Here is an 18,111-nt window from a genome sequence, read left to right on the forward strand (position 1 = left end):
GCTGGTCGGCGCGTGCCCCTATGGTCGGCCTCGATGATCGACGCAGACGTCCGGGCGGCCCTCGAGGTGTGGTCGCCGGCAGAGCTCCCGAGCTGGAACCCGGCCTGGCGTGAGGAACTGGCCCGGTGGGCGGAACCGAGCCTCGCCCTCGTCGGCGACGCGGCGTGGGGCGGTGCCGTCCGCGACGCGGTGCAGCTCCCCGTCGCCGACCCGCTGCTCTGGGCGAACCGACACCTCTCCCTCTCCTCCGGAGGATGGGCGGTCACCGGCATCCGGTTCCGCGGGCGCGACGTCACGAAGCCGTTCGTCGACGTCATCGCGACGAGTGTCACGCCGGACGCCACCGGGATCGCGGAGCTCGCCGAGGTCCTGGTCCAATACGAGGCCTTCGCACCGCGCTGCCTCCGCGTGCACCTGCCGGGGGACGCACGCAGCGCCGGTGCACTCGCGGGAGCGCCGTTCACCTCCGCGCCGGACCAACTCGTCGTGGCGGGGTCCGTGACCGCGGTGAACGCTCGGGCGCGGACTGCTCGTTCCTCCGCCGTCGAACTCGTCCGGTCGACGCCGGAGGCCGCCGCAGCACGGGTCGCGGGCATCTACGCCGAGGTGCAGCGCTCCCGTCCCGACCTCGACGAGTGGGCCACACCGGCGAGCGCGGACGACCTCGCCGACGCCGACGACGAGGGCCTGCTGTTCGACGTCGTGGTCGAGGGCCGGACGGCGGGCGTCGTCGCGGCCGCTCGTGACGACGCGTACGGCTTCACCGGGTTCGGCGTCGAGGAGATCGCCCTCGACGCCGAGCACCGTCGCCGCGGGTACGGCCCCGCCGTCCTCCAGCACCTCGCACAGCGGTTGCCCGCCGAGGCACCGGACGTGCTCTGGGGGCACGTCCACCCGGACAACACGCCCTCGCTGCGCAACGCCCTCGCGAGCGGGCGCACGGTGGTGTCGTCCCTGGTGTGGGTCACCCCGACCGGGTGGCCGGGCATGCCCGGCACACCGGACACCTCCACGCCGGACGCTCCTCGGCCGTCCTCCACAGGGGTGTCCCCCGACGGGTCGAGCGGGCCGGGCGCGCCGTAGCCTGGTGGCACGTCCGCTCCCGCGCCCCGCCCGTACGACCGCGTCGTCATCGGCGGTGGCGTCGTCGGAGCAGCGACCGCCCGGTCGCTGGCGTCCGCGGCGAGCGCACCCTGCTCGTCGAGCAGCACGCCCGCGGGCGGCTCAGTCCTGCTCGTGGTCCGCGCGCTCGGGGTCGTCCTGCGAGCGTCGCCGCCGGTCCTCCATGAGCTCCTTCGTGCGGAGCAGCCGCAGCGCCGTCACGAGCACCAGCCCGCCGAGGACGTTGAACAGCAGCGTGTAGCCGAACCACCCGAGCCACTGCCCGTACGTGATGTCCTCGCCGGCCTGGATCGCCCCGAAGACGAGCAGCGAGTCGAGGATCGAGTGGAAGAGCTGCAGGCCGGCGAGCAGGAACCCGCCGGCGACGGCCGCCACGAGCTTCGCCGGGTCCGAGTCGGTGCCCTGCTGCATGCGGGTCATCAGCGTGATGGTGCTGCCACCGAGGACGGCGAGCACGATGCTCTGCAGGCCGAACGGCGCGTCGGTGAAGTGCCGGGCGGACTCCGCCAGGGTCGCGTGCCACTGCGGGAACGCCTGGACGACGAGCCACATGAAGAGCCAACCGCCCGCCAGGTTCGCGAGGAGGGTCCCGCCCCAGAGCTTCACGAGCTGCAGGACGGTCCCCTCCCGGGCCACCACGGCGGCGACGGGCATGAGGAAGTTCTCGGTGAACAGTTCGCTGTGCGCCAGGTGCAGGGCGATGAAGCCGATGCCGAAGGCCAGGCCGGCGAGCAGGTGGCTGTCGGTCTCGGTCAGGACGGCGAGGTACGCCATGACGCCGAGGCCGACCTCGAGACCGCCGAAGAACCCGGTGATGAGGACCGCCCGGGTGGTCCGCTGCAGCCGCTCGGCGCCCTCCTCGAGGGTCGCGTCGAAGGACTCGGCGAGCTCGTCCTCCACGGGTGCGTCGCTGGAGCCGAGTTCACGTCGGCGGTCGTCGGTCATGGCGGGGACGGTAGGCGTCCCACGCCGTCGGCGACCACCACGGACGCCGGGTTGTCCCCGACGCGCGCCCCGGTAGCGTGACGGGATGCGCGTCGTCATCGCTCCGGACTCGTTCAAGGGCACGGCATCCGCCCCCGGTGTCGCCGCGGCAGTCGCCGCCGGCTGGCACGACGAACGTCCCGACGACGACCTGGTCCTCGTCCCGATGGCGGACGGCGGCGAGGGCACGCTCGACGCCGTCGCCGCGGCGGTCCCCGGCAGCGAGCGGGTCGCGGTCACGGTGACCGGACCCGACGACCGACCGGTGGTGACCGCGTGGCTGCGCCTGCCGGACGGGCGCGCGGTGGTCGAGCTCGCGGCGACGAGCGGCCTGACGCTCCTCGACGCCCTCCGCCCGGACACGGCGCACACCACCGGGTTCGGGCAGGCGATCGCCGCCGCGCTCGACGCCGGGGCGACCGGGCTGCTGCTCGGCATCGGCGGCAGCGCCTCGACGGACGGCGGGGTGGGCGCGCTGCAGGCCCTCGGGCTGCGGACCGGAGCCCAGTCGGACGTGACCGGGGGTGCGGTGCTCGACCACGTGCCTCCCGTCGACCCGACCGGGCTGCGGGCGCTGCCGCCGCTCGGCGTCGTCGTGCTGAGCGACGTGACCTCCCCGCTGCTCGGCGTCCACGGGGCGGCCGCGGTGTTCGGGCCGCAGAAGGGGGTCGCGCCCGACCGGCTCGCCGCGCACGAGGAGCGCCTCCGACGCTGGGCCGCGTGCTTCCCCGAGGTCGACCCGTCGACACCGGGAGCGGGCGCCGCGGGCGGGACGGGGTTCGGCCTGCTGGCGTGGGGCGCGACCGCGGGCCGGACCCGGGCAGCGGCCGCCGACGACACGGGGGCCGGCCCGGCGACGGCGGCCGACGGCACGGGAGCCGTCCCGACAGCCGCCGACGTGCCCGGGCCCAGCGTGATGATCACGAGCGGCGCGACGACGATCGCCGAGGCGGTGGGTCTGGCCGACGCGGTCGCACGCGCCGACCTCGTCGTCACCGGCGAGGGCCGCTTCGACGGCCAGAGCAGCGCGGGCAAGGCACCGGCGGTCGTCCTCGCCGTCGCCGAGCACCTCGGCACACCGGTCGCCCTGGTGGCCGGTGCGGTCGAGGCGCCGGTCGGCGCCTTCGCGAGTGCAGCCTCCCTGACGGTCATCGCGACCCAGACCACCGGTGCGCCGGACGACGCCCACCGCGACCCGCTGCGGTTCGCCCGCATCGCCGGTCGGCGGCTGGCCCGCATGCAGGGCGCGCCCGGGGCGTGACGGACCGGGCCGCGAGGGGTGCTCCATCGGTACCCCTCTCCCGGCACCCGCCGAGGGCAGGATCGAGGATGGACCGCTCTGGTCCGCCTTCCCACCCCCACGAGGAGACCCTTGCGCACCGTCAACGCGTACGCGGCACCGTCCGCGACCGAACCGCTCGTCAAGACCACCATCGAGCGCCGCGACCTCCTGCCGGGCGACGTGATGATCGACATCGCCTACGCCGGCATCTGCCACTCCGACATCCACACCGTCCGCGGTGAATGGGGCGACATCCAGTACCCGCAGGTCGTCGGCCACGAGATCGTCGGCCACGTCACCGAGATCGGCTCGGACGTCACGAAGTACGCCGTGGGCGACCTCGTCGGCGTCGGCTGCATGGTGAACTCCTGCCGCGAGTGCGAGCAGTGCCTCGCCGGCCAGGAGCAGTACTGCCTGAAGGGCAACACCGGCACCTACGCCTCGGTCGACCGCGCCGACGGCACCATCACGCAGGGCGGCTACTCGCAGGCCGTCGTCGTCGACCAGGACTTCGTCCTCCGCGTCCCGGAGTCGCTCGACATCGAGAAGGTCGCACCGCTGCTCTGCGCCGGCATCACGCTCTACTCGCCGCTGCACCACTGGAACGCCGGCCCTGGCATGCAGGTCGCGATCGTCGGCCTCGGTGGCCTCGGTCACATGGGCGTCAAGATCGCCGCCGCGCTCGGCGCCGAGGTGACCGTCCTGTCGCAGACCACCTCGAAGCAGGAGGACTCGCTCAAGTTCGGCGCGAAGGCCCACTACGCGACGAAGGACCCGGAGACGTTCGAGAAGCTCCGCGGCTCGTTCGACCTCATCATCAACACGGTCTCGGCGAAGATCGACATGGCGGCGCACCTCGGCCTGCTCAAGGTCGATGGCACGATGGTCAACGTCGGCGCCCCGTCCGAGCCGCTCGAGGTCCCCGCCTTCGCGCTGCTGCCGGGTCGTCGCAGCTGGGCGGGTTCGTCCATCGGCGGCATCCAGGAGACCCAGGAGATGCTCGACTTCTGCGCCGAGCACGGCATCCTGCCGGAGACCGAGCTGATCAGCGCGGACGACGTGAACGACGCCTACGAGCGCGTCCTCGCCTCGGACGTCCGCTACCGCTTCGTCATCGACGCGGCGACGCTGGCCTGACGCACGGCACGCGGGTCCCGACCACGAGCCGGGACGCACCGGACGGGAGGCCCGTCACCAGCTGGTGACGGGCCTCCCGTCCGTCGTCGTACGGCTGACCGCACCCTCCACGTCGTGCACGGAAGGTCCGAAGAACGCCGTCGACCGGGGCACACCGCGCCGGAAGGCTCGCGTCCGACCCCCCGGGAGGGGGAGGCTGGCGGACATGACGAATCCCGGCACACCAGCACCGCACGGCGCTTTCGTCGCCGTGTCGGGCACGGACACGGGCGGAGCCATCCAGGACCTCGCCGGCATGTACGCCGGGCGCTCCTGGCACTCCTCCCGCATCGACACCGACTACTGGTACAAGTACGTCGGGGTCGGCGACGAGACGATGAGCATCCGCCGCTCCCAGATGCACGGACTCCTCCGCGGCGACGTGGCCGTCGAGGACGAGGTCGTCGTCCAGTGGATCGACTCCGGTCGGGCACGGGTCGACGTCGGCCGCGACGAGGTCCGCATGGAACCGGGCGTCCCGACGCTCTTCCCGATCGAGCGACGCTTCGCGATGGAGTACGAGGACTGGGACCAGCGACTCGTGCACCTCAGCCGCGACCTCGTACTCGACGTCGCCGCCGAGCAGTTCCTGGTCGACGGCACCCTCGGCTTCGACCGAACGACCCCGCCGTCCGCCGCCGCCGTCGAGTCCTGGCGCGGCTCGGTCGCCTCGGCCGTCCGTGCCCTGCGCACCGACGGCTCGTCGTCGCTGGCGTGGCACGAGGCGCAGCGGGACGTCGCCCGGTCGCTGTTCGGCCTCTACCGCTTCCAGGGCGAGGTCCTGCCCGACGGCTACGGCGAGCGCCGCAACAACCGGCTGCGCGCCGCGGTGGAGTTCCTGCACGAGCACGCCGCCGAGCCGCTGAGCGTGTCGGACATCGCCCGTGCTGCCGACCTCAGCGTCCGGGCGCTCCAGGAGTCGTTCCAGCGGACGCTCGACCGCACGCCGATGAACTACCTGCGCGAGATCCGGTTGCGCCGCGTGCGTGCCGACCTGCTGGCCGCCGAGCCCGGCACCGGGTCCGTCGCGGAGATCGCCGCGCGCTGGGGCTTCACCCACATGGGGCGGTTCTCGGGCGAGTACCTGCGCCGCTTCGGCGAGTACCCGCGCCGGACGCTGCGCCACTAGCCGGACGCCGCGCGACCGGTCGGACGGTCCATCCGCCGACCGGGCTCAGCCGACCTCGTCGCCCGTCGGCAGCGCCGTGCACCAGTCGATCGCGGTGCCGGCCAGCGACGCCTCGAGCGCCCCCGACGTGGCGTCGACGACGCTCACGAGCGCCCCGTCCGCCGACTGCGTCGCCAGGGCGACGAACTGCCCGTTCGGCGACGGGCAGACCGCGGTGATGCTCGCGTCGTCCGGCACGGTCACCGCGAGCCGGGAGGCGCGTTCCCCGTCCACGCGCACGAGCCGGGCCGACAGGGTGCCGTCCGGGCGCACCGACCCCACCACCCGCAGGTAGCGGTCGTCCGCGATCGGCGCGATGCGACCGAGGTAGCTCGTGGCCGTGCTCGCCGCCGGCGCCGGCAGGTCGGTGCGCTCGCCGTTCGTCAGGTCGAGCTGCACGATGCCGGTGCCCGTCTCGACGACGGCCGTCGTACCGGAGCCGACGAAGCCGTGCAGGTACGTGGCGGACCCCAGGCGGACGGCGTCGGTGCGGCCGCTCATGTCGACGAGCACCAGGTCGTCGGTCCCGGTGCGGACGAGTGCGCTCGCGGTGCGCGGGACGTACGCCCACTGGGCGACCGAGATCGGCGTCGCGCCCGGGGTCGGCTCGCCGTCCGCGGCCACCGGCTCCGGCTGGTGGGTGCCGGTCAGGTCGACGACGTACAGGCCGACGTCCTCGCTCCGACCCGAGGACGTGTCGGCGTACACGAACCCGAACGACGAGCCGTCGTCGGCCGCGTGCAGTGCCTTCGCCGAACCGACGGAGCTCGGCATCGCGATGCGCTCCACCGGCACGGATTCGTCCTGCACCCCGCGTGCGAGCGGGACGACGTCGATGGCGGAACCCCCTCGGCCGGTGTCGCGGAGCACCACCAGCGAGCGGGCGAGGACGGCGTACTCGGTGATCCCGCGCGCCCGGTACACGGTCCTGGACCCGGCGGCGTCGAGACTGCGGCGGACGATGCTGTCCGGTTGCCCGTCCGCCCCGGGCACCACGGCGAGGACGTCGGTGTTGCCCGTCCGGATGGTCGTGCGGAGCTCGGACGCCGCCGACTGCCCGGGCGCCCGCACGTCGCGGACGGTGAGCGTGTAGTCGCGGTCGTACGCGAGCGGGCCGGCGAACTCGACCGCGACCGTGTTGCCGCTCGAGGTGACCGAGAACGGTGCCGCCGGGCTGACCCGCACGGCGGACGCGGGCACCCGCTGCACGGCCTGGTTCGCGGTGAGGATGACCCGCTGGGCCGGACGCGTGACGAGGTCGCCGGCGTCGTAGGACACCGAGCGGAGGCGCGGCCCCTGCTGCGACCCGGCGGCGGCGGCGAGCGCGGCGACCACGGCGAGGACCGTCACGACCGTCACGAAACGCCGGCGGAACCGGTGCGTGACCGGGCGGCGTGGACGCGTCTCAGTACTCATACGGGTCCGAGGGCTCGTCGATCGGCGTGACCTTCGCCGCACGGATCACGAGCCGGGCGTCCGAGGCGGTGTCCGGGTTCGCGGCGAGGGCGCCCTCGACCCGGACCCACTGGTTCTCCTGCGGCTCGCTGCCGTCCGTCGTCACGCCGACACCGACCGGTTGCGCGTCGACCGCGCAGCAGCTCACGACGAAGCGGGTGAGGGTGAAGGTGCCGTCGGAGCCGGGTACGACGAAGCCGGTCAGGGTCAGCTTCCGACCGACCAGCGCGGTGGTGTCGGTCGTCTGCCGGATCAGGGCCGCCCAGTCCTTCACGCCGTACTCCGACGTGTCGACCGACTCGCTGCCGAGGAGCGCGACCGGAGCCCCCGCCCCGGTCGCGTCGGACAGCGAGGCCGACCCCACGCTGCGCTGCTGGGCGGTGCGGGCGGAGAGGGTCGACGGGGGCAGGACGAGCATCGCGAGGACGGTGCCGACCGTGACGAGCGCCGCGACCGAGCCGAGGACGACGTGCAGGAGGCGACCACCGCCTCCCGGCCGGGGTTCCGGGTCCCCGTCGTGCGCGTGCGTGCCGTGGCGGGCGACCACGAGGAGACCGGCGACCGACGCCGGGACGGCCACGGCGGCGAGCACGAGCGTGAAGGTCGCGTACCGGGGGTTGATGTACAGGTCGAGGTGGTCGGCGACCCCGAGCCACAGGGTGCCGAGCGCCACGGCGAGGACCGAGCCGAGCCCGAGGAGGGTGCGGCGCATCGCGGTGCGGTCCGCCCGACCCGGTCGGGTGTCGGCGTGCTCGTGCACGTGCGCGGTGTGCTCGCGCGACGGCTGATCAGACGAGGACATTCATCACCAACCCGACGGTCGCGGCGAACATGACGCAGACGACGGCGAGCAGCACCAGGAAGCGCGCGCGGAACGTCGTCCGGAGGAGGGCGATCATCTTGACGTCGATGATCGGCCCGATGATCAGGAACGCGGTGATCGACCCCGGCAGGAAGGTCGACGCGAACGACAGCGCGAAGAAGGCGTCGACGTTCGAGCAGAGCGACACCGTCATCGCCAGGAGCATCATCGCGAGCACCGACAGCACCGGGTTCGAGCCCACCGCGACGAGGGTGCTCCGCGGCACCGCGACCTGGATCGCGGCGGCCAGCCCCGCACCGACGAACAGCGCCGGCATCATCGTGGCGGTCTCCCCGCCGAAGTGCGAGGCGCTCTCCCGCCACCGGTTGGCCACCCGGGGCGCCCCGACGGCCGCGCGGCAGCGGGCCTCGAAGGCGGGCAGCAGCAGGTCGGCCGGACGGCGGTGGGCCGCGACGATCCAGCCGACCAGGTTCGCCACGACGAAGCCGCCGACGATGCGGGCCGGCAGGATCCACCCGGACCAACCGAACGCCTGCGCGGTGCTGATGATGACGAGCGGGTTGAGGATCGGGGCGGCGACGAGGAACGTGACCGCCTCGGCCGGGGTGAAGCCGCGGAGCATGAGGCCCCGGGCGAGCGGGACGTTGCCGCACTCGCACACCGGGAAGAGCATGCCGATGAGGGAGATGACGGCACGCCTGGGGATCGGGCGGGTCGGCAGGATCCGCTCGAGGACACCGTGCGGGACCCAGACCTCGACGACGATCGACAGGACGATGCCGAGCACGACGAACGGCAGCGATTCCACGACGACGCTGATCGCCAGGGTGAGGAAGTCCTGCAGCACGTCCGGCAGGCCCGCGGTGCCGACCGCCGGGGAGACGATGCGGACGGCGAGGAGCGCCACGACGGCTGCGAGCACCAGACCGGGACCGGTGAGGCTGCGGGAGCGCGTCGTGACGGGGCGGGCCGGGCTGCTCGTCACCGGGACAGGATAGGCGACCGTGGCGCTGTGGACGCCGACCGGGAGGCGCGGCTCGGGTCCGGTGGGCGGGTGCGGCCCGGCGGGCAGGCGGGTGCGGCCCGGCGGGCGGGCGGGTGCGGCCCGGCGGGCGGGCGGGTGCGGCCCGGCGGGCGGGTGCGTCAGCTGCCGGCGACGAGCCCGTCGACGTGGCGGTCGAGGACGGCGATGGCCCAGTCCCCCGCCGCACCCGGAGCGAGTCGTGCGACGTGCATCGCGAGCCCGTCGATGAGGGCGTGCAGCCGGTTCGCCTCGTACTCCCGGTCGGCCTCGGGCACGGCGAGCATGACGAGGACCCGGTCGCACCACTCCCGCATCTCGGCCACGACCCGGTCGAGCGTCGGGCGGAGTTCCCGGTCGGTCAGTGCCGCGTTCCCGAGCGCGAGGTACACGTCGAGTTCGACCTCGCGCTCCTCGTCGAGGGGCAGCAGTTCGACGAGCACGGCCCGCACCCGGTCCCGCGTCGACAGGTCTCCAGGGATCGCGGCGATCCGCTCCCGCGTCCGGTCGAACACCAGCGCGATGGCGTGTTCGCGCACACTCGCCTGGGTCGGGAAGGCGTAGCGGACAGTGCTCGGTGGCAGCCCGGCCTCGGCTGCGACGTTCCGGACGGAGAGGGCGCCGAGGCCGTCGCGCGCCAGCACCCGCCCCGCCGCCTCGGAGACGGTCCGCCGACGTTCCTCGAGGTCGATGCTCCGTGCCATGCGGCAATGTTCGCACAGTCGTACGACTTTGTGCTAGAACTGGGAGCCGGAAGTCGCACAGTCGTACGACTTCGGATCGGAGGAAACACATGGCCTGGGTCGTCCTGGTGCTGTCCGGCGTGCTCGAAGCCGTCTGGGCAACCGCACTCGGTGCATCGAAGGGGTTCCGGAGGGTCGTGCCGACGATCGTGTTCGTCGCCGGCATGGCGCTGAGCATGGTCGGGCTCGCCTTCGCCATGAAGGAGATCCCGGTCGGCACCGCCTACGCCGTCTGGGTCGGGATCGGTGCGTCGCTCACCGTCCTCGTCGCGATCGCCCGCCGGCAGGAGGCCGCGTCCCTCGCCCGCATCGGCCTGGTCGTCGGACTCGTGGCCTGCGTGGTCGGCCTGAAGGTGGTCGGCTGATGGCCTGGGTAGTGTTGTTCGTCAGTGCCGCGTTCGAGACCGTCTGGGCCACCGCGCTCGGGGAGAGCGACGGGTTCACCCGCCCCGGGCCGACGCTCGTCTTCGCGGTCACCATCGCGTTGAGCCTCGGCGCGTTCGGGTACGTCCTGAAGCACATCCCGATCAGCACGGCCTACGCCGTCTGGACGGGGACCGGCGCTGCCCTGACCGTGCTCTGGGGCATGGCGACGGGCGCCGAGCCCGTGACGGTGCTGCGCCTGGTGTTCATCGCCGGGATCGTCGGCTGCGTGGTGGGACTCAAGCTCGTGCCGGCACGTCCGGTTCGTCCAGCAGGTCCGACCACTGGCACCGGTGCGCCGGACGCGACCGCGCCGACACCGCGACGCGGGTCGAAGACGGATCCGGTGCGCTGAGACGGGCCGCGGCCGCCCGCCGCCGGGCTGCGCACCCCACGGACGGGAGGCCCGGTGCCAGCGCGCACCGGGCCTCCCGTCGTCCGTGGTGTCGGCAAGCGTGCACACCCCGCGGCCGGGAGGCGCGGTGCCAGCGCGCACCGCGCCTCCCGTCCGTCACGGTGTCGTCCGTGCGGCCCGTCGCACAGCCCGCGGACTGGTCAGCCCGTCACGCCCGGGAGGGCGGTCAGACGGAGGCGCCGGTCCACTCGTCGACCGCGGCGACGTGGTCCGCGCCCACGGTGCCGGCCGCCTGCGCAGCGGCGACCCGCTCACGGTGCGTCGGCGGGTTCGCGGGGACGTCCGCGGGGCGACCCTCGTCGTTGATGCGACGGAGCTCCGGGACGATGTCCTCGGCCAGGATGTCGATCTGCTCGAGCACGGTCTTGAGCGGCAGCCCCGCGTGGTCGATGAGGAACAGCTGGCGCTGGTAGTGGCCGACGTGGTCCTTCATGGCCGCGTACCGGTCGACGACCTGCTGCGGCGAGCCGACGGTCAGCGGGGTCTGGGTCGTGAAGTCCTCCATCGACGGGCCGTGGCCGTAGACCGGGGCGTTGTCGAAGTACGGACGGAACTCGTTCCAGGCGTCCTGCGAGTTCTTCCGCGCGAAGAACTGTCCGCCGAGGCCGACGATCGCCTGGTCGGCACGGCCGTGCCCGTGGTGCTCGTAGCGCTGGCGGTACAGCCCGACCATCTGCTCGGTGTGCTGGATCGGCCAGAAGATGTTGTTGTGGAAGAAGCCGTCGCCGTAGTACGCGGCCTGCTCGGCGATCTCCGGCGTGCGGATCGACCCGTGCCAGACGAAGGGTGCGACGCCGTCGAGCGGGCGCGGGGTCGAGGTGAAGCCCTGCAGCGGCGTGCGGAACTGCCCCTGCCAGTTGACGACCTCGTTCTCCCAGAGCTGGCGGATGAGCGCGTAGTTCTCGACGGCGAGGCTCAGACCCTGCCGGATGTCTTTGCCGAACCAGGGGTACACGGGGCCGGTGTTGCCACGGCCCATCATGAGGTCCATGCGGCCGTCGCTGATGACCTGGAGCATCGCGTACTCCTCGGCGATGCGCACCGGGTCGTTCGTGGTGACCAGGGTCGTCGACGTGGAGAGCGTGATGTCCTTCGTGACACCGGCGAGGTAGCCGAGCATCGTCGTCGGGGACGAGGCGACGAACGGCGGGTTGTGGTGCTCACCGGTCGCGAAGACGTCGAGACCGGCCTGGTCCGCGTGCTGTGCGATCGTCAGGATGTCGCGGACGCGCTGCGTGTCGTCCGGCGTGGTGCCCGTGGTGGGGTCGGTCGTGACGTCACTGACCGTGAAGATCCCGAACTGCATGATGCGCCGCCTTCCGTGCGTTCGATGCGTTTGCATCGACTTGCTCGGTACAACGTAGCGCAGGCGAGGGCATTCCCGCCAGCGTCAGACCCTGGTCGGCGGCGCTGCCGGACTCGTCGTCGACGGCACGTGGTGCATGCCGTCGGCCAGCCACACAGCGGTGACGACCGCGACGACGCTCGCCGAGGAGGCCAGCCGGCCGGCCAGCAGCATCGCGTCGTGGTCCCCGTTGCCCGCCGTCCCCACCAGGAGCGCGACGACCCCGACGGCGAACGCAACGCCCACCGCCACGAGCAGCACGACGGTCACTGCACGACGGGGGCCGCGGGCGCCGTCCCGGTCGCCGCGCTCGCCCCGGTCCACCCGGGGACCGACGGCCCGCACCACGCCGAGCCAGAAGAGCGCCACCGCGCACGCCCCCACGATGTCGCTCACCCGGTGCCACCCGTACACGACCGTCTGGTTCGCGACGAACACCGCGTAAACCGTGCCGAGCAGCAGCACCACCGCCCGGAACCGCCTCGGTGTGACCATGAGCACGGCGAACAGCGCAGCGAGCGCGATCGTCGCGTGCCCGGAGGGGAACGAGTTCGGCGTCGTCGACTGGGCGATCTCCGGGCGCTCGGCGATACGCTTGAGCAACGTCGATGTGGCAGCGGACGCGAGCACCACGAAGCCCGCCCCGAGCCCCACGGCGAGCCGCCTGCGTGCGAACGCGACGGCGGCGATCACGACGACCAGCAGCAGGATCACCGGGACCGAGATGACGTTGAGGGCGGTGTCCGACCCGAACAGGTCGGACTCGCGGACACCGCCGAGTGCGGCATCCTCGATCCGCTGCCCCGTCGGCGTCAACACCGCGACCGCGTAGACGAGAGGCACGATCACGAACCCCAGAGCCGCGAGCAGTGCCCACCGGAACCTCCGGGACACGCTCGGTCCACGCCCCTCGTCGCGGAACTCCGGCGCAGTGCGCTCGGGCGTCCGGATCACGGGCATCGTCCTCCTCGGTGTCATGGTGGTCGGTCTCGTCGTCCGTCTGCTGGGCGGGAAGCGATTCGGTCGCTCGGGGTCCGACACGATACCGTTGCAGCACCCGTCGGGAGCTGGGAACTCGGGCCTCCGCAGCAAGGCCACGGCCGTCCTGCAGCAGGTCTCCGGACAGCGTGACACAGGTGCGACCAGCGCCGGACACCGAGTCGGCGGGACGTCGTACAGCGCGATCGTCGCGCGGGAAGAGGAGACCGAAGTGGCCATCAAGGAACCGGGCATCACCGCCTCGCCAAACCGCGCCCTGGCGGTCACCGCCGGCACGCTCTTCGCGATCTGGGGCGTGCTGGGCTTCTTCTTCGCGCAGGACAACGGCGGCCAGTTCTTCAGCCGCTCGGGCGGGTTCCTCTGGAACGCCTTCGGCCTCAACCCGGCGCTCTGTGCGATCTGGACGCTCCTCGCCGCGGCGTTCTTCATCGTGGGCCTCGGCAACACGATCGGGTCGCGGGCCGTGAACCTGGTCATCGGTGTCGTGCTCCTCGTGCTCGCGGTCTACGGCTTCGTGTTCATGTCCACCTCGGCCAACGTCCTCGCGCTGAACACCACGGACAACGTCTTCCACGCGATCGTCGGTGTGGTCCTCGTGCTCACCGCGCTCGGGGCCGACAAGGAGAACCTCCGCGCGCTGCGTGCGGCCGGCGCCCGCGCCTGATCCTCCCGCTCCGAACGACCCCTCGACGCCCGTCTGCCGCTCGGCAGGCGGGCGTCGTCGCGTGCGCGGCGCGGGGGCGCGGCGCGCGGTCGAGGGGGCGGGGTCGAGGCGGGGTCGAGGGGGCGGGGTCGAGGCGGGGTCGAGGCGGGGTCGAGGGGTCGAGGGGTCGAGGGGTCGAGGGGTCGAGGGGTCGAGGTCGCACAACACGCCGCCGCCTTGCCGCCGAGGTCGCACGATCCGCCGCCCCGGCGCCAGCCACCCGGCCGATCGTGCGACCTCGGCGAACGCGGGCGGCAGGTCGTGCGACTCGGCGAACGCGAGCGGGCGGGCGTACGGGCCCGCCGCGCCGCGGCCGCCCCGTCAGTCCTCGGCGGGCTTCGGCGCCTCGAGCTGGGTCGCGACGATCCTCGGCGCCTCGGACATGAACCGCCGCACGTCGAGGTCGACGATGATGTCCGCCGGCCGCAGCGGCCGTGTCAGGAACAGCCCGTCCAACGAGGTCAGCCGCGAGAGCGCCACGTACGTCTGCCCCGCGCTGAAGACGCGGTTGCCCAGGTCCACGACGGCCCGGTCGTACGTGCTGCCCTGGGACTTGTGGATCGTCACGGCCCACGCGAGGCGGAGGGGGAACTGCTGGAACTCCCCCACAGTGTCCTTCTTGAGTTCCTTCTTGTCCGGGTCGTAGGAGTACTTGAACTTCTCCCACACCGACGGCTGCACCTCGAAGTCCTCGCCGTCGACGCTCACCCAAACGGTGTCCCGGATGCTCCGCACGATGCCGAGCGTGCCGTTCACCCAGCGCTGGTCGGGGTCGTTGCGGAGGAACATCACGTGCGCCCCCGGCTTGAGCTCGAGGGCCTCGTCCGCCGGGAAGTTCCGCCCGCCGAAGTCCCCGTTCACGTCGGCCCGAGCGGTCTTCAGCTTGCCGGGCAGCCGTTCGAGTGCCGCCTTGTTGATCCGCGACACGGTGTCGTTCCGGGTGGCCAGCGTGATGGCGTCGTCCGGCGCGGGTCGTGCGCCCGCGGCGTTCAGCTGCCCCGCGACGTCGGCGGTCACCCGGCCGTGGCGGACGGCCGTGAGCATGGCGGCGAAGGCGTCGTCGCGCTGACGGTGCACGGTCGCCAGCTCGATGATGTTCAGCTCGGCCTCGAGCCACACCTTCGCGTCGAAGAACCACATCGACCGGTAGTGGTCGGTGAAGTAAGCACGCTCGTCCCCGTCACCCGGCACCGGGGGCAGCTGGTACGGATCGCCGAACATGACGACCTGGACCCCACCGAACGCCTCGGACTGCCGCCCGCGGGCCTTGCGGAGCGACCGGTCCATCGCGTCGAGGAGGTCCGCGTTCACCATCGAGACCTCGTCGATGACCAGGGTGTCGATGGTGTTGAGGAGCTTCCTGGTCTCGGGCCCCTGCCGGAGCTCGGCGTCGGCGATGAGGCCGATCGGCAGCCGGAACAGCGAGTGGATCGTCTGCCCGCCGACGTTCAGCGCGGCGACGCCGGTGGGCGCGCAGATGACGACCTGCTTCTCGGTGTTCCACGACAGGTGGTTGAGCAGGGTCGACTTGCCGGTCCCCGCCCGGCCCGTGATGAAGACGTGGTCGCGCGTGGACTCGATGTACTCGAAGACCGCCCGCTGTTCGGCGGAGAGCTCGATGCTCACGGCGTGCCCGACCAGGTCGGGACCGCACTGTCGGCTCCGGCCGCGGCCGACCCGTCCTGGAGGCCCGTGGCCGCGTCCGCCGACCGCGTCACATCCGCCGCTCGGCTCGCGCCCACCGCGTCCGCCGTCCGCGTCACGTCCGACGATCGGGTCGCTCCCGCCGCAGCAGCCGCGCCCGGCGCGTCCGTCGCACCCGCCGCGCCCGTCGAGACCGACGCCTGGTCCACGCCTCCCGTCGCGGTTCCGTCGGACACCGGACCCTCGTCGCCCGTCCCCGCCACGCCCGCGGGAGGTGCTCCGCGACGGAGGCGCACGAGACCGACCACCACGACCGTGACGACGACGAGCACGCCGGCGACGACGAACACCGCCCCACCGCGCGCCTGGTCGACGAGGGGGTCCGGCCCCCAGGTGCGGCCCATCGCCCCGAACCACGACGCCTGCAGCAGCCCGAGCGGTCCCTGCATCGCGAGCCCGAGCGACACCGTGCCGGCGGCCACGACGACGGCCCCGACCACGCGGACGAGGAACGCCGCGGTCGACACGGTCCGGGCTCCGACGGCCACCGGCGTCAGCAGGGTCGGCAGGGCCAGGAGCCCGACGAGCAGGAACACGACGTCGACGACCGTGCGGCCCATGGCGTCGCTGACGGACCAGCGCAGGACGTCGGTCGCGAACAGGCCCCACCAGATGCCCGCCAGCAGCAGGAACGCCGGGAAGGGCTGCACCAGGTAGCGGACGACGGCGTTGTCGACGAGCACCCCGGTCCACTCGCGGACACCGGCGCTGTCGTCCTCGCGGGGCAGGACCGCCGCGCGGATGAGCTGCACCGGCGCCGCTGCCCAGACCAGGGCCGGCACCACCAGGCCGAGCAGGACGTGTGCGCCGATGTTCGCCGACACGAGGAAGCGGTCGTAGGTGTGCAGCGAGCCCGAGGTGGCGACCACGAGGGTCACGACCGCGATCGCCGCGGCCACGGAACGGCGGACCGGCCACGTCGTGCCCCGTCGACGGAGGCGGACGACACCGGCCGTGTACGCGGCGACGAGGAGCACGGCGGCCATCACCCAGAAGAGGTCGACGTTCCAGCTCGTCGCCCACCCCCACGGACCGGGAGCGGCGGGGAGCGGGTCGTCGGTGAGGAGCTCGGCCGGCGTCGGGTCGCTGGTCTTGCTCAGGGCGACCTGTCCGGCCGGTGTGGCGGTCCGGCCGAGGGCGGCGGCGAACCCGGAGGCGACGCCCATGACGGCGAGCTCGACCACCACGAGCGTCCAGAACGGACGGACCCGAGTGGGAGCGGTGGTGAGTGCGGCGATGACGCTGCGCCGGTGCAGGGCGCCGATGACGCCCATCGCGATGATCGCGCCGACCTTGACGAGCACGAGGACGCCATAGGGGCTGCCGAGCTCGCCGAAGCCGCCGAGGCGGATCTGCGCGGACACGACCCCCGACACGGCGACGAGCACGAAGCAGCCCAGCGCGACGCTCGAGTACCGGCCGACGACGGCGGCCAGGCGGGCTCCCGGCAGGGTGTCGCGCACGAGCACGAGCATGAGGAGCCCCCCGACCCACAGTGCGGCGCCCACGAGGTGCAGTCCGAGCGCGGTGACCGCGGCGTCGTGGCTGGCCGTGCCGGCGGCGTGCCCCTGCTGGGTGAGCGGGACGAGTCCGATGAGCGAGACCGCGGTGGTGAGCGCGACCATGCCACGCGAGCGGACGGCGAAGCACAGGACGGTGACGGCCGCCGCGACGAGCACGGTGGTGAGCCACGCGAGGCCGAGATCCGTCCCGGTCAGGAACACGCCCATCGACTGGCCGAAGCTCGCGTCGAGGCTGACGGCGCCGCCCGCGACGCTGAGGTAGGTGAAGAACGTGGTGACGGCGGAGGTCACGGTCCAGACACCGGCGGCGCCCGCGGCGATGTCGATCGCCCGGTCCCACTCGGGCGCCGAGCGGGACAACCCGATGGTCGCGAGGGCCAGACCACCGATGGTGGCGGCGGCCGACAGGTCGACGAGCATCCGCGCGATCGGGAGCCCGAACCGCACGACGGCGCCGGGGTCGGCGATGAGCGCAGCGTCCGCCCCACCTCCGACGACGAGCGCCACCAGCAGGGACACGAACGCTGCGAGCAACAGGACCCCGGGGCCGGCGATGCGCGCGATGCGGTTCACCCGGCAAGCCTAGGCGCTGGCCGACGCGCCCCGACAATCGCGGTGAGCGGCCTGTGGACGGGAGCAGCGCCTCCCGGCGGTCGTGCCGGCCTGTGGAGAACTGCCGCGCCTCCCGGGAACGACGGAAGGGACGGCGCGCACGCCGTCCCTTCCGTTTCGCTGAGGGGTCTTACTTGACCGACGCCTTGAGCTTGCTGCCGGCGCTGACCTTGACCGAGTCGCTCGCGGCGATCTCGATGGCCTCACCCGTCTGCGGGTTGCGGCCGGTGCGCGCGGCGCGGTGGGTCTTCTCGAAGGCGATCCAGCCCGGGATCGTGACCTTGGTGTCGTCCGCGACGGACTTGCCGACGACGGCGAAGAGCGCGTCCACGACGCCGTTGACGGTGGCCTGGCTCTGGCCGGACTCGGCGGCGACGGCAGCGACGAGCTCGGTGCGGTTCAGTGACTTGTCAGCCATTGGATGTCCTCCTCGGACTTCTTGCGTATGGGTCGGACGTCGTGACGTCCGGGTGCGCGGAGCGGTTGCCCCGAGCCGCGGACCACCGGGCCGAGGGCCCGTGGAACCGGTGATGAACCTACCAGCCGGTCCGTGGGTTTCCCGTCGACTCGCCCGGATTTCCGGGGCTCTCGGGCAACAGGTGAGGCTGGAGTG

General features: G+C 72.9%; 17 protein-coding genes. 7 read left to right on the plus strand and 10 right to left on the minus strand.

All coding sequences use genetic code 11. The features are described from left to right. The first annotated feature begins 33 nt into the window (after nucleotides 1-33). Entirely contained in the window at nucleotides 34-1,083 is a 1,050-nt protein-coding gene (locus KM842_RS11370; protein ID WP_216258459.1) for a GNAT family N-acetyltransferase, read from the plus strand. Between the two features lie 141 nt (nucleotides 1,084-1,224). Here KM842_RS11370 and KM842_RS11375 read toward each other — a convergent pair whose 3' ends face one another. Further along, the gene (locus KM842_RS11375; protein ID WP_216258460.1) at nucleotides 1,225-2,067 is read right to left on the minus strand and encodes a formate/nitrite transporter family protein; all 843 of its coding nucleotides are present in this window, start codon (nucleotides 2,065-2,067) and stop codon (nucleotides 1,225-1,227) included. Nucleotides 2,068-2,152: 85 nt separating this feature from the next. Here KM842_RS11375 and KM842_RS11380 point away from each other — a divergent pair, with 85 nt between their 5' ends. The 3 genes from KM842_RS11380 (at nucleotide 2,153) to KM842_RS11390 (ending at nucleotide 5,693) form a co-directional block, all read left to right on the plus strand. Beyond that, nucleotides 2,153-3,367, plus strand: a complete 1,215-nt coding sequence (locus tag KM842_RS11380; RefSeq protein WP_216258461.1) for a glycerate kinase — start codon at nucleotides 2,153-2,155, stop codon at nucleotides 3,365-3,367. 111 nt (nucleotides 3,368-3,478) lie between these two features. After that, nucleotides 3,479-4,525, plus strand: a complete 1,047-nt coding sequence (locus KM842_RS11385) for an NAD(P)-dependent alcohol dehydrogenase (RefSeq protein WP_216258463.1) — start codon at nucleotides 3,479-3,481, stop codon at nucleotides 4,523-4,525. A gap of 205 nt (nucleotides 4,526-4,730) precedes the next feature. Continuing rightward, entirely contained in the window at nucleotides 4,731-5,693 is a 963-nt protein-coding gene (locus KM842_RS11390; protein ID WP_216258465.1) for a helix-turn-helix transcriptional regulator, read from the plus strand. Between the two features lie 45 nt (nucleotides 5,694-5,738). Here the strand turns inward: KM842_RS11390 and KM842_RS11395 are convergent, their stop codons facing one another. The 4 genes from KM842_RS11395 to KM842_RS11410 all read right to left on the minus strand — a co-directional run bounded on the left by KM842_RS11395 (nucleotide 5,739) and on the right by KM842_RS11410 (nucleotide 9,735). Next, nucleotides 5,739-7,082, minus strand: coding sequence for a hypothetical protein (locus KM842_RS11395; protein WP_216258467.1), 1,344 nt, complete (start codon nucleotides 7,080-7,082; stop codon nucleotides 5,739-5,741). A gap of 55 nt (nucleotides 7,083-7,137) precedes the next feature. Beyond that, complete coding sequence (locus KM842_RS11400) at nucleotides 7,138-7,989, minus strand: TIGR03943 family putative permease subunit (protein ID WP_216258469.1); 852 nt, start codon at nucleotides 7,987-7,989, stop codon at nucleotides 7,138-7,140. Beyond that, on the minus strand, nucleotides 7,976-8,995 hold the full coding sequence (locus KM842_RS11405) for a permease (protein WP_216258471.1): 1,020 nt from the start codon (nucleotides 8,993-8,995) through the stop codon (nucleotides 7,976-7,978). Before KM842_RS11405 ends, KM842_RS11400 begins: the two co-directional genes overlap by 14 nt. Before the next feature lie 158 nt (nucleotides 8,996-9,153). Further along, nucleotides 9,154-9,735, minus strand: coding sequence for a TetR/AcrR family transcriptional regulator (locus KM842_RS11410; protein ID WP_253206109.1), 582 nt, complete (start codon nucleotides 9,733-9,735; stop codon nucleotides 9,154-9,156). An 89-nt stretch (nucleotides 9,736-9,824) separates the two neighbouring features. On the opposite strand from KM842_RS11410, the gene KM842_RS11415 reads away from it, so the two are divergent. Both KM842_RS11415 and KM842_RS11420 read left to right on the plus strand, forming a co-directional pair. After that, on the plus strand, nucleotides 9,825-10,139 hold the full coding sequence (locus tag KM842_RS11415; protein ID WP_216258473.1) for a DMT family transporter: 315 nt from the start codon (nucleotides 9,825-9,827) through the stop codon (nucleotides 10,137-10,139). After that, complete coding sequence (locus KM842_RS11420; RefSeq protein ID WP_216258474.1) at nucleotides 10,139-10,552, plus strand: DMT family transporter; 414 nt, start codon at nucleotides 10,139-10,141, stop codon at nucleotides 10,550-10,552. Before KM842_RS11415 ends, KM842_RS11420 begins: the two co-directional genes overlap by 1 nt. A 226-nt stretch (nucleotides 10,553-10,778) precedes the next feature. On the opposite strand, the gene KM842_RS11425 is transcribed toward KM842_RS11420, so the two are convergent. Both KM842_RS11425 and KM842_RS11430 read right to left on the minus strand, forming a co-directional pair. After that, on the minus strand, nucleotides 10,779-11,918 hold the full coding sequence (locus tag KM842_RS11425; RefSeq protein ID WP_216258476.1) for a CE1758 family FMN-dependent luciferase-like monooxygenase: 1,140 nt from the start codon (nucleotides 11,916-11,918) through the stop codon (nucleotides 10,779-10,781). A gap of 84 nt (nucleotides 11,919-12,002) precedes the next feature. Then, nucleotides 12,003-12,917, minus strand: coding sequence for a phosphatase PAP2 family protein (locus KM842_RS11430; protein WP_216258477.1), 915 nt, complete (start codon nucleotides 12,915-12,917; stop codon nucleotides 12,003-12,005). A 250-nt stretch (nucleotides 12,918-13,167) separates the two neighbouring features. Here KM842_RS11430 and KM842_RS11435 point away from each other — a divergent pair, with 250 nt between their 5' ends. Then, nucleotides 13,168-13,620 carry a DUF4383 domain-containing protein gene (locus KM842_RS11435; protein WP_216258480.1) on the plus strand — a complete coding sequence of 151 codons (453 nt, stop codon included), beginning with the start codon at nucleotides 13,168-13,170 and terminating at the stop codon, nucleotides 13,618-13,620. A 360-nt stretch (nucleotides 13,621-13,980) separates the two neighbouring features. Here the strand turns inward: KM842_RS11435 and KM842_RS11440 are convergent, their stop codons facing one another. The 3 genes from KM842_RS11440 to KM842_RS11450 all read right to left on the minus strand — a co-directional run bounded on the left by KM842_RS11440 (nucleotide 13,981) and on the right by KM842_RS11450 (nucleotide 17,916). Continuing rightward, nucleotides 13,981-15,285, minus strand: coding sequence for an ATP-dependent DNA helicase (locus KM842_RS11440; protein ID WP_216258482.1), 1,305 nt, complete (start codon nucleotides 15,283-15,285; stop codon nucleotides 13,981-13,983). Then, complete coding sequence (locus KM842_RS11445) at nucleotides 15,282-17,459, minus strand: bifunctional copper resistance protein CopD/cytochrome c oxidase assembly protein (protein ID WP_216258484.1); 2,178 nt, start codon at nucleotides 17,457-17,459, stop codon at nucleotides 15,282-15,284. Before KM842_RS11445 ends, KM842_RS11440 begins: the two co-directional genes overlap by 4 nt. Nucleotides 17,460-17,628: 169 nt before the next feature. Next, nucleotides 17,629-17,916, minus strand: a complete 288-nt coding sequence (locus tag KM842_RS11450; protein ID WP_110823157.1) for an HU family DNA-binding protein — start codon at nucleotides 17,914-17,916, stop codon at nucleotides 17,629-17,631. Nucleotides 17,917-18,111 lie beyond the last annotated feature (195 nt).

This window comes from Curtobacterium sp. L6-1 (assembly GCF_018885305.1).
Lineage (GTDB): Bacteria > Actinomycetota > Actinomycetes > Actinomycetales > Microbacteriaceae > Curtobacterium > Curtobacterium aetherium.

Bases quoted from the DNA above. Each gene is read 5' to 3' on its own strand.
- KM842_RS11370 (WP_216258459.1), top strand. From the start codon at position 34: ATGATCGACGCAGACGTCCGGGCGGCCCTCGAGGTGTGGTCGCCGGCA.
- KM842_RS11375 (WP_216258460.1), bottom strand. From the start codon at position 2,067: ATGACCGACGACCGCCGACGTGAACTCGGCTCCAGCGACGCACCCGTG.
- KM842_RS11380 (WP_216258461.1), top strand. From the start codon at position 2,153: ATGCGCGTCGTCATCGCTCCGGACTCGTTCAAGGGCACGGCATCCGCC.
- KM842_RS11390 (WP_216258465.1), top strand. From the start codon at position 4,731: ATGACGAATCCCGGCACACCAGCACCGCACGGCGCTTTCGTCGCCGTG.
- KM842_RS11400 (WP_216258469.1), bottom strand. From the start codon at position 7,989: ATGTCCTCGTCTGATCAGCCGTCGCGCGAGCACACCGCGCACGTGCAC.
- KM842_RS11410 (WP_253206109.1), bottom strand. From the start codon at position 9,735: ATGGCACGGAGCATCGACCTCGAGGAACGTCGGCGGACCGTCTCCGAG.
- KM842_RS11415 (WP_216258473.1), top strand. From the start codon at position 9,825: ATGGCCTGGGTCGTCCTGGTGCTGTCCGGCGTGCTCGAAGCCGTCTGG.
- KM842_RS11420 (WP_216258474.1), top strand. From the start codon at position 10,139: ATGGCCTGGGTAGTGTTGTTCGTCAGTGCCGCGTTCGAGACCGTCTGG.
- KM842_RS11425 (WP_216258476.1), bottom strand. From the start codon at position 11,918: ATGCAGTTCGGGATCTTCACGGTCAGTGACGTCACGACCGACCCCACC.
- KM842_RS11430 (WP_216258477.1), bottom strand. From the start codon at position 12,917: ATGCCCGTGATCCGGACGCCCGAGCGCACTGCGCCGGAGTTCCGCGAC.
- KM842_RS11450 (WP_110823157.1), bottom strand. From the start codon at position 17,916: ATGGCTGACAAGTCACTGAACCGCACCGAGCTCGTCGCTGCCGTCGCC.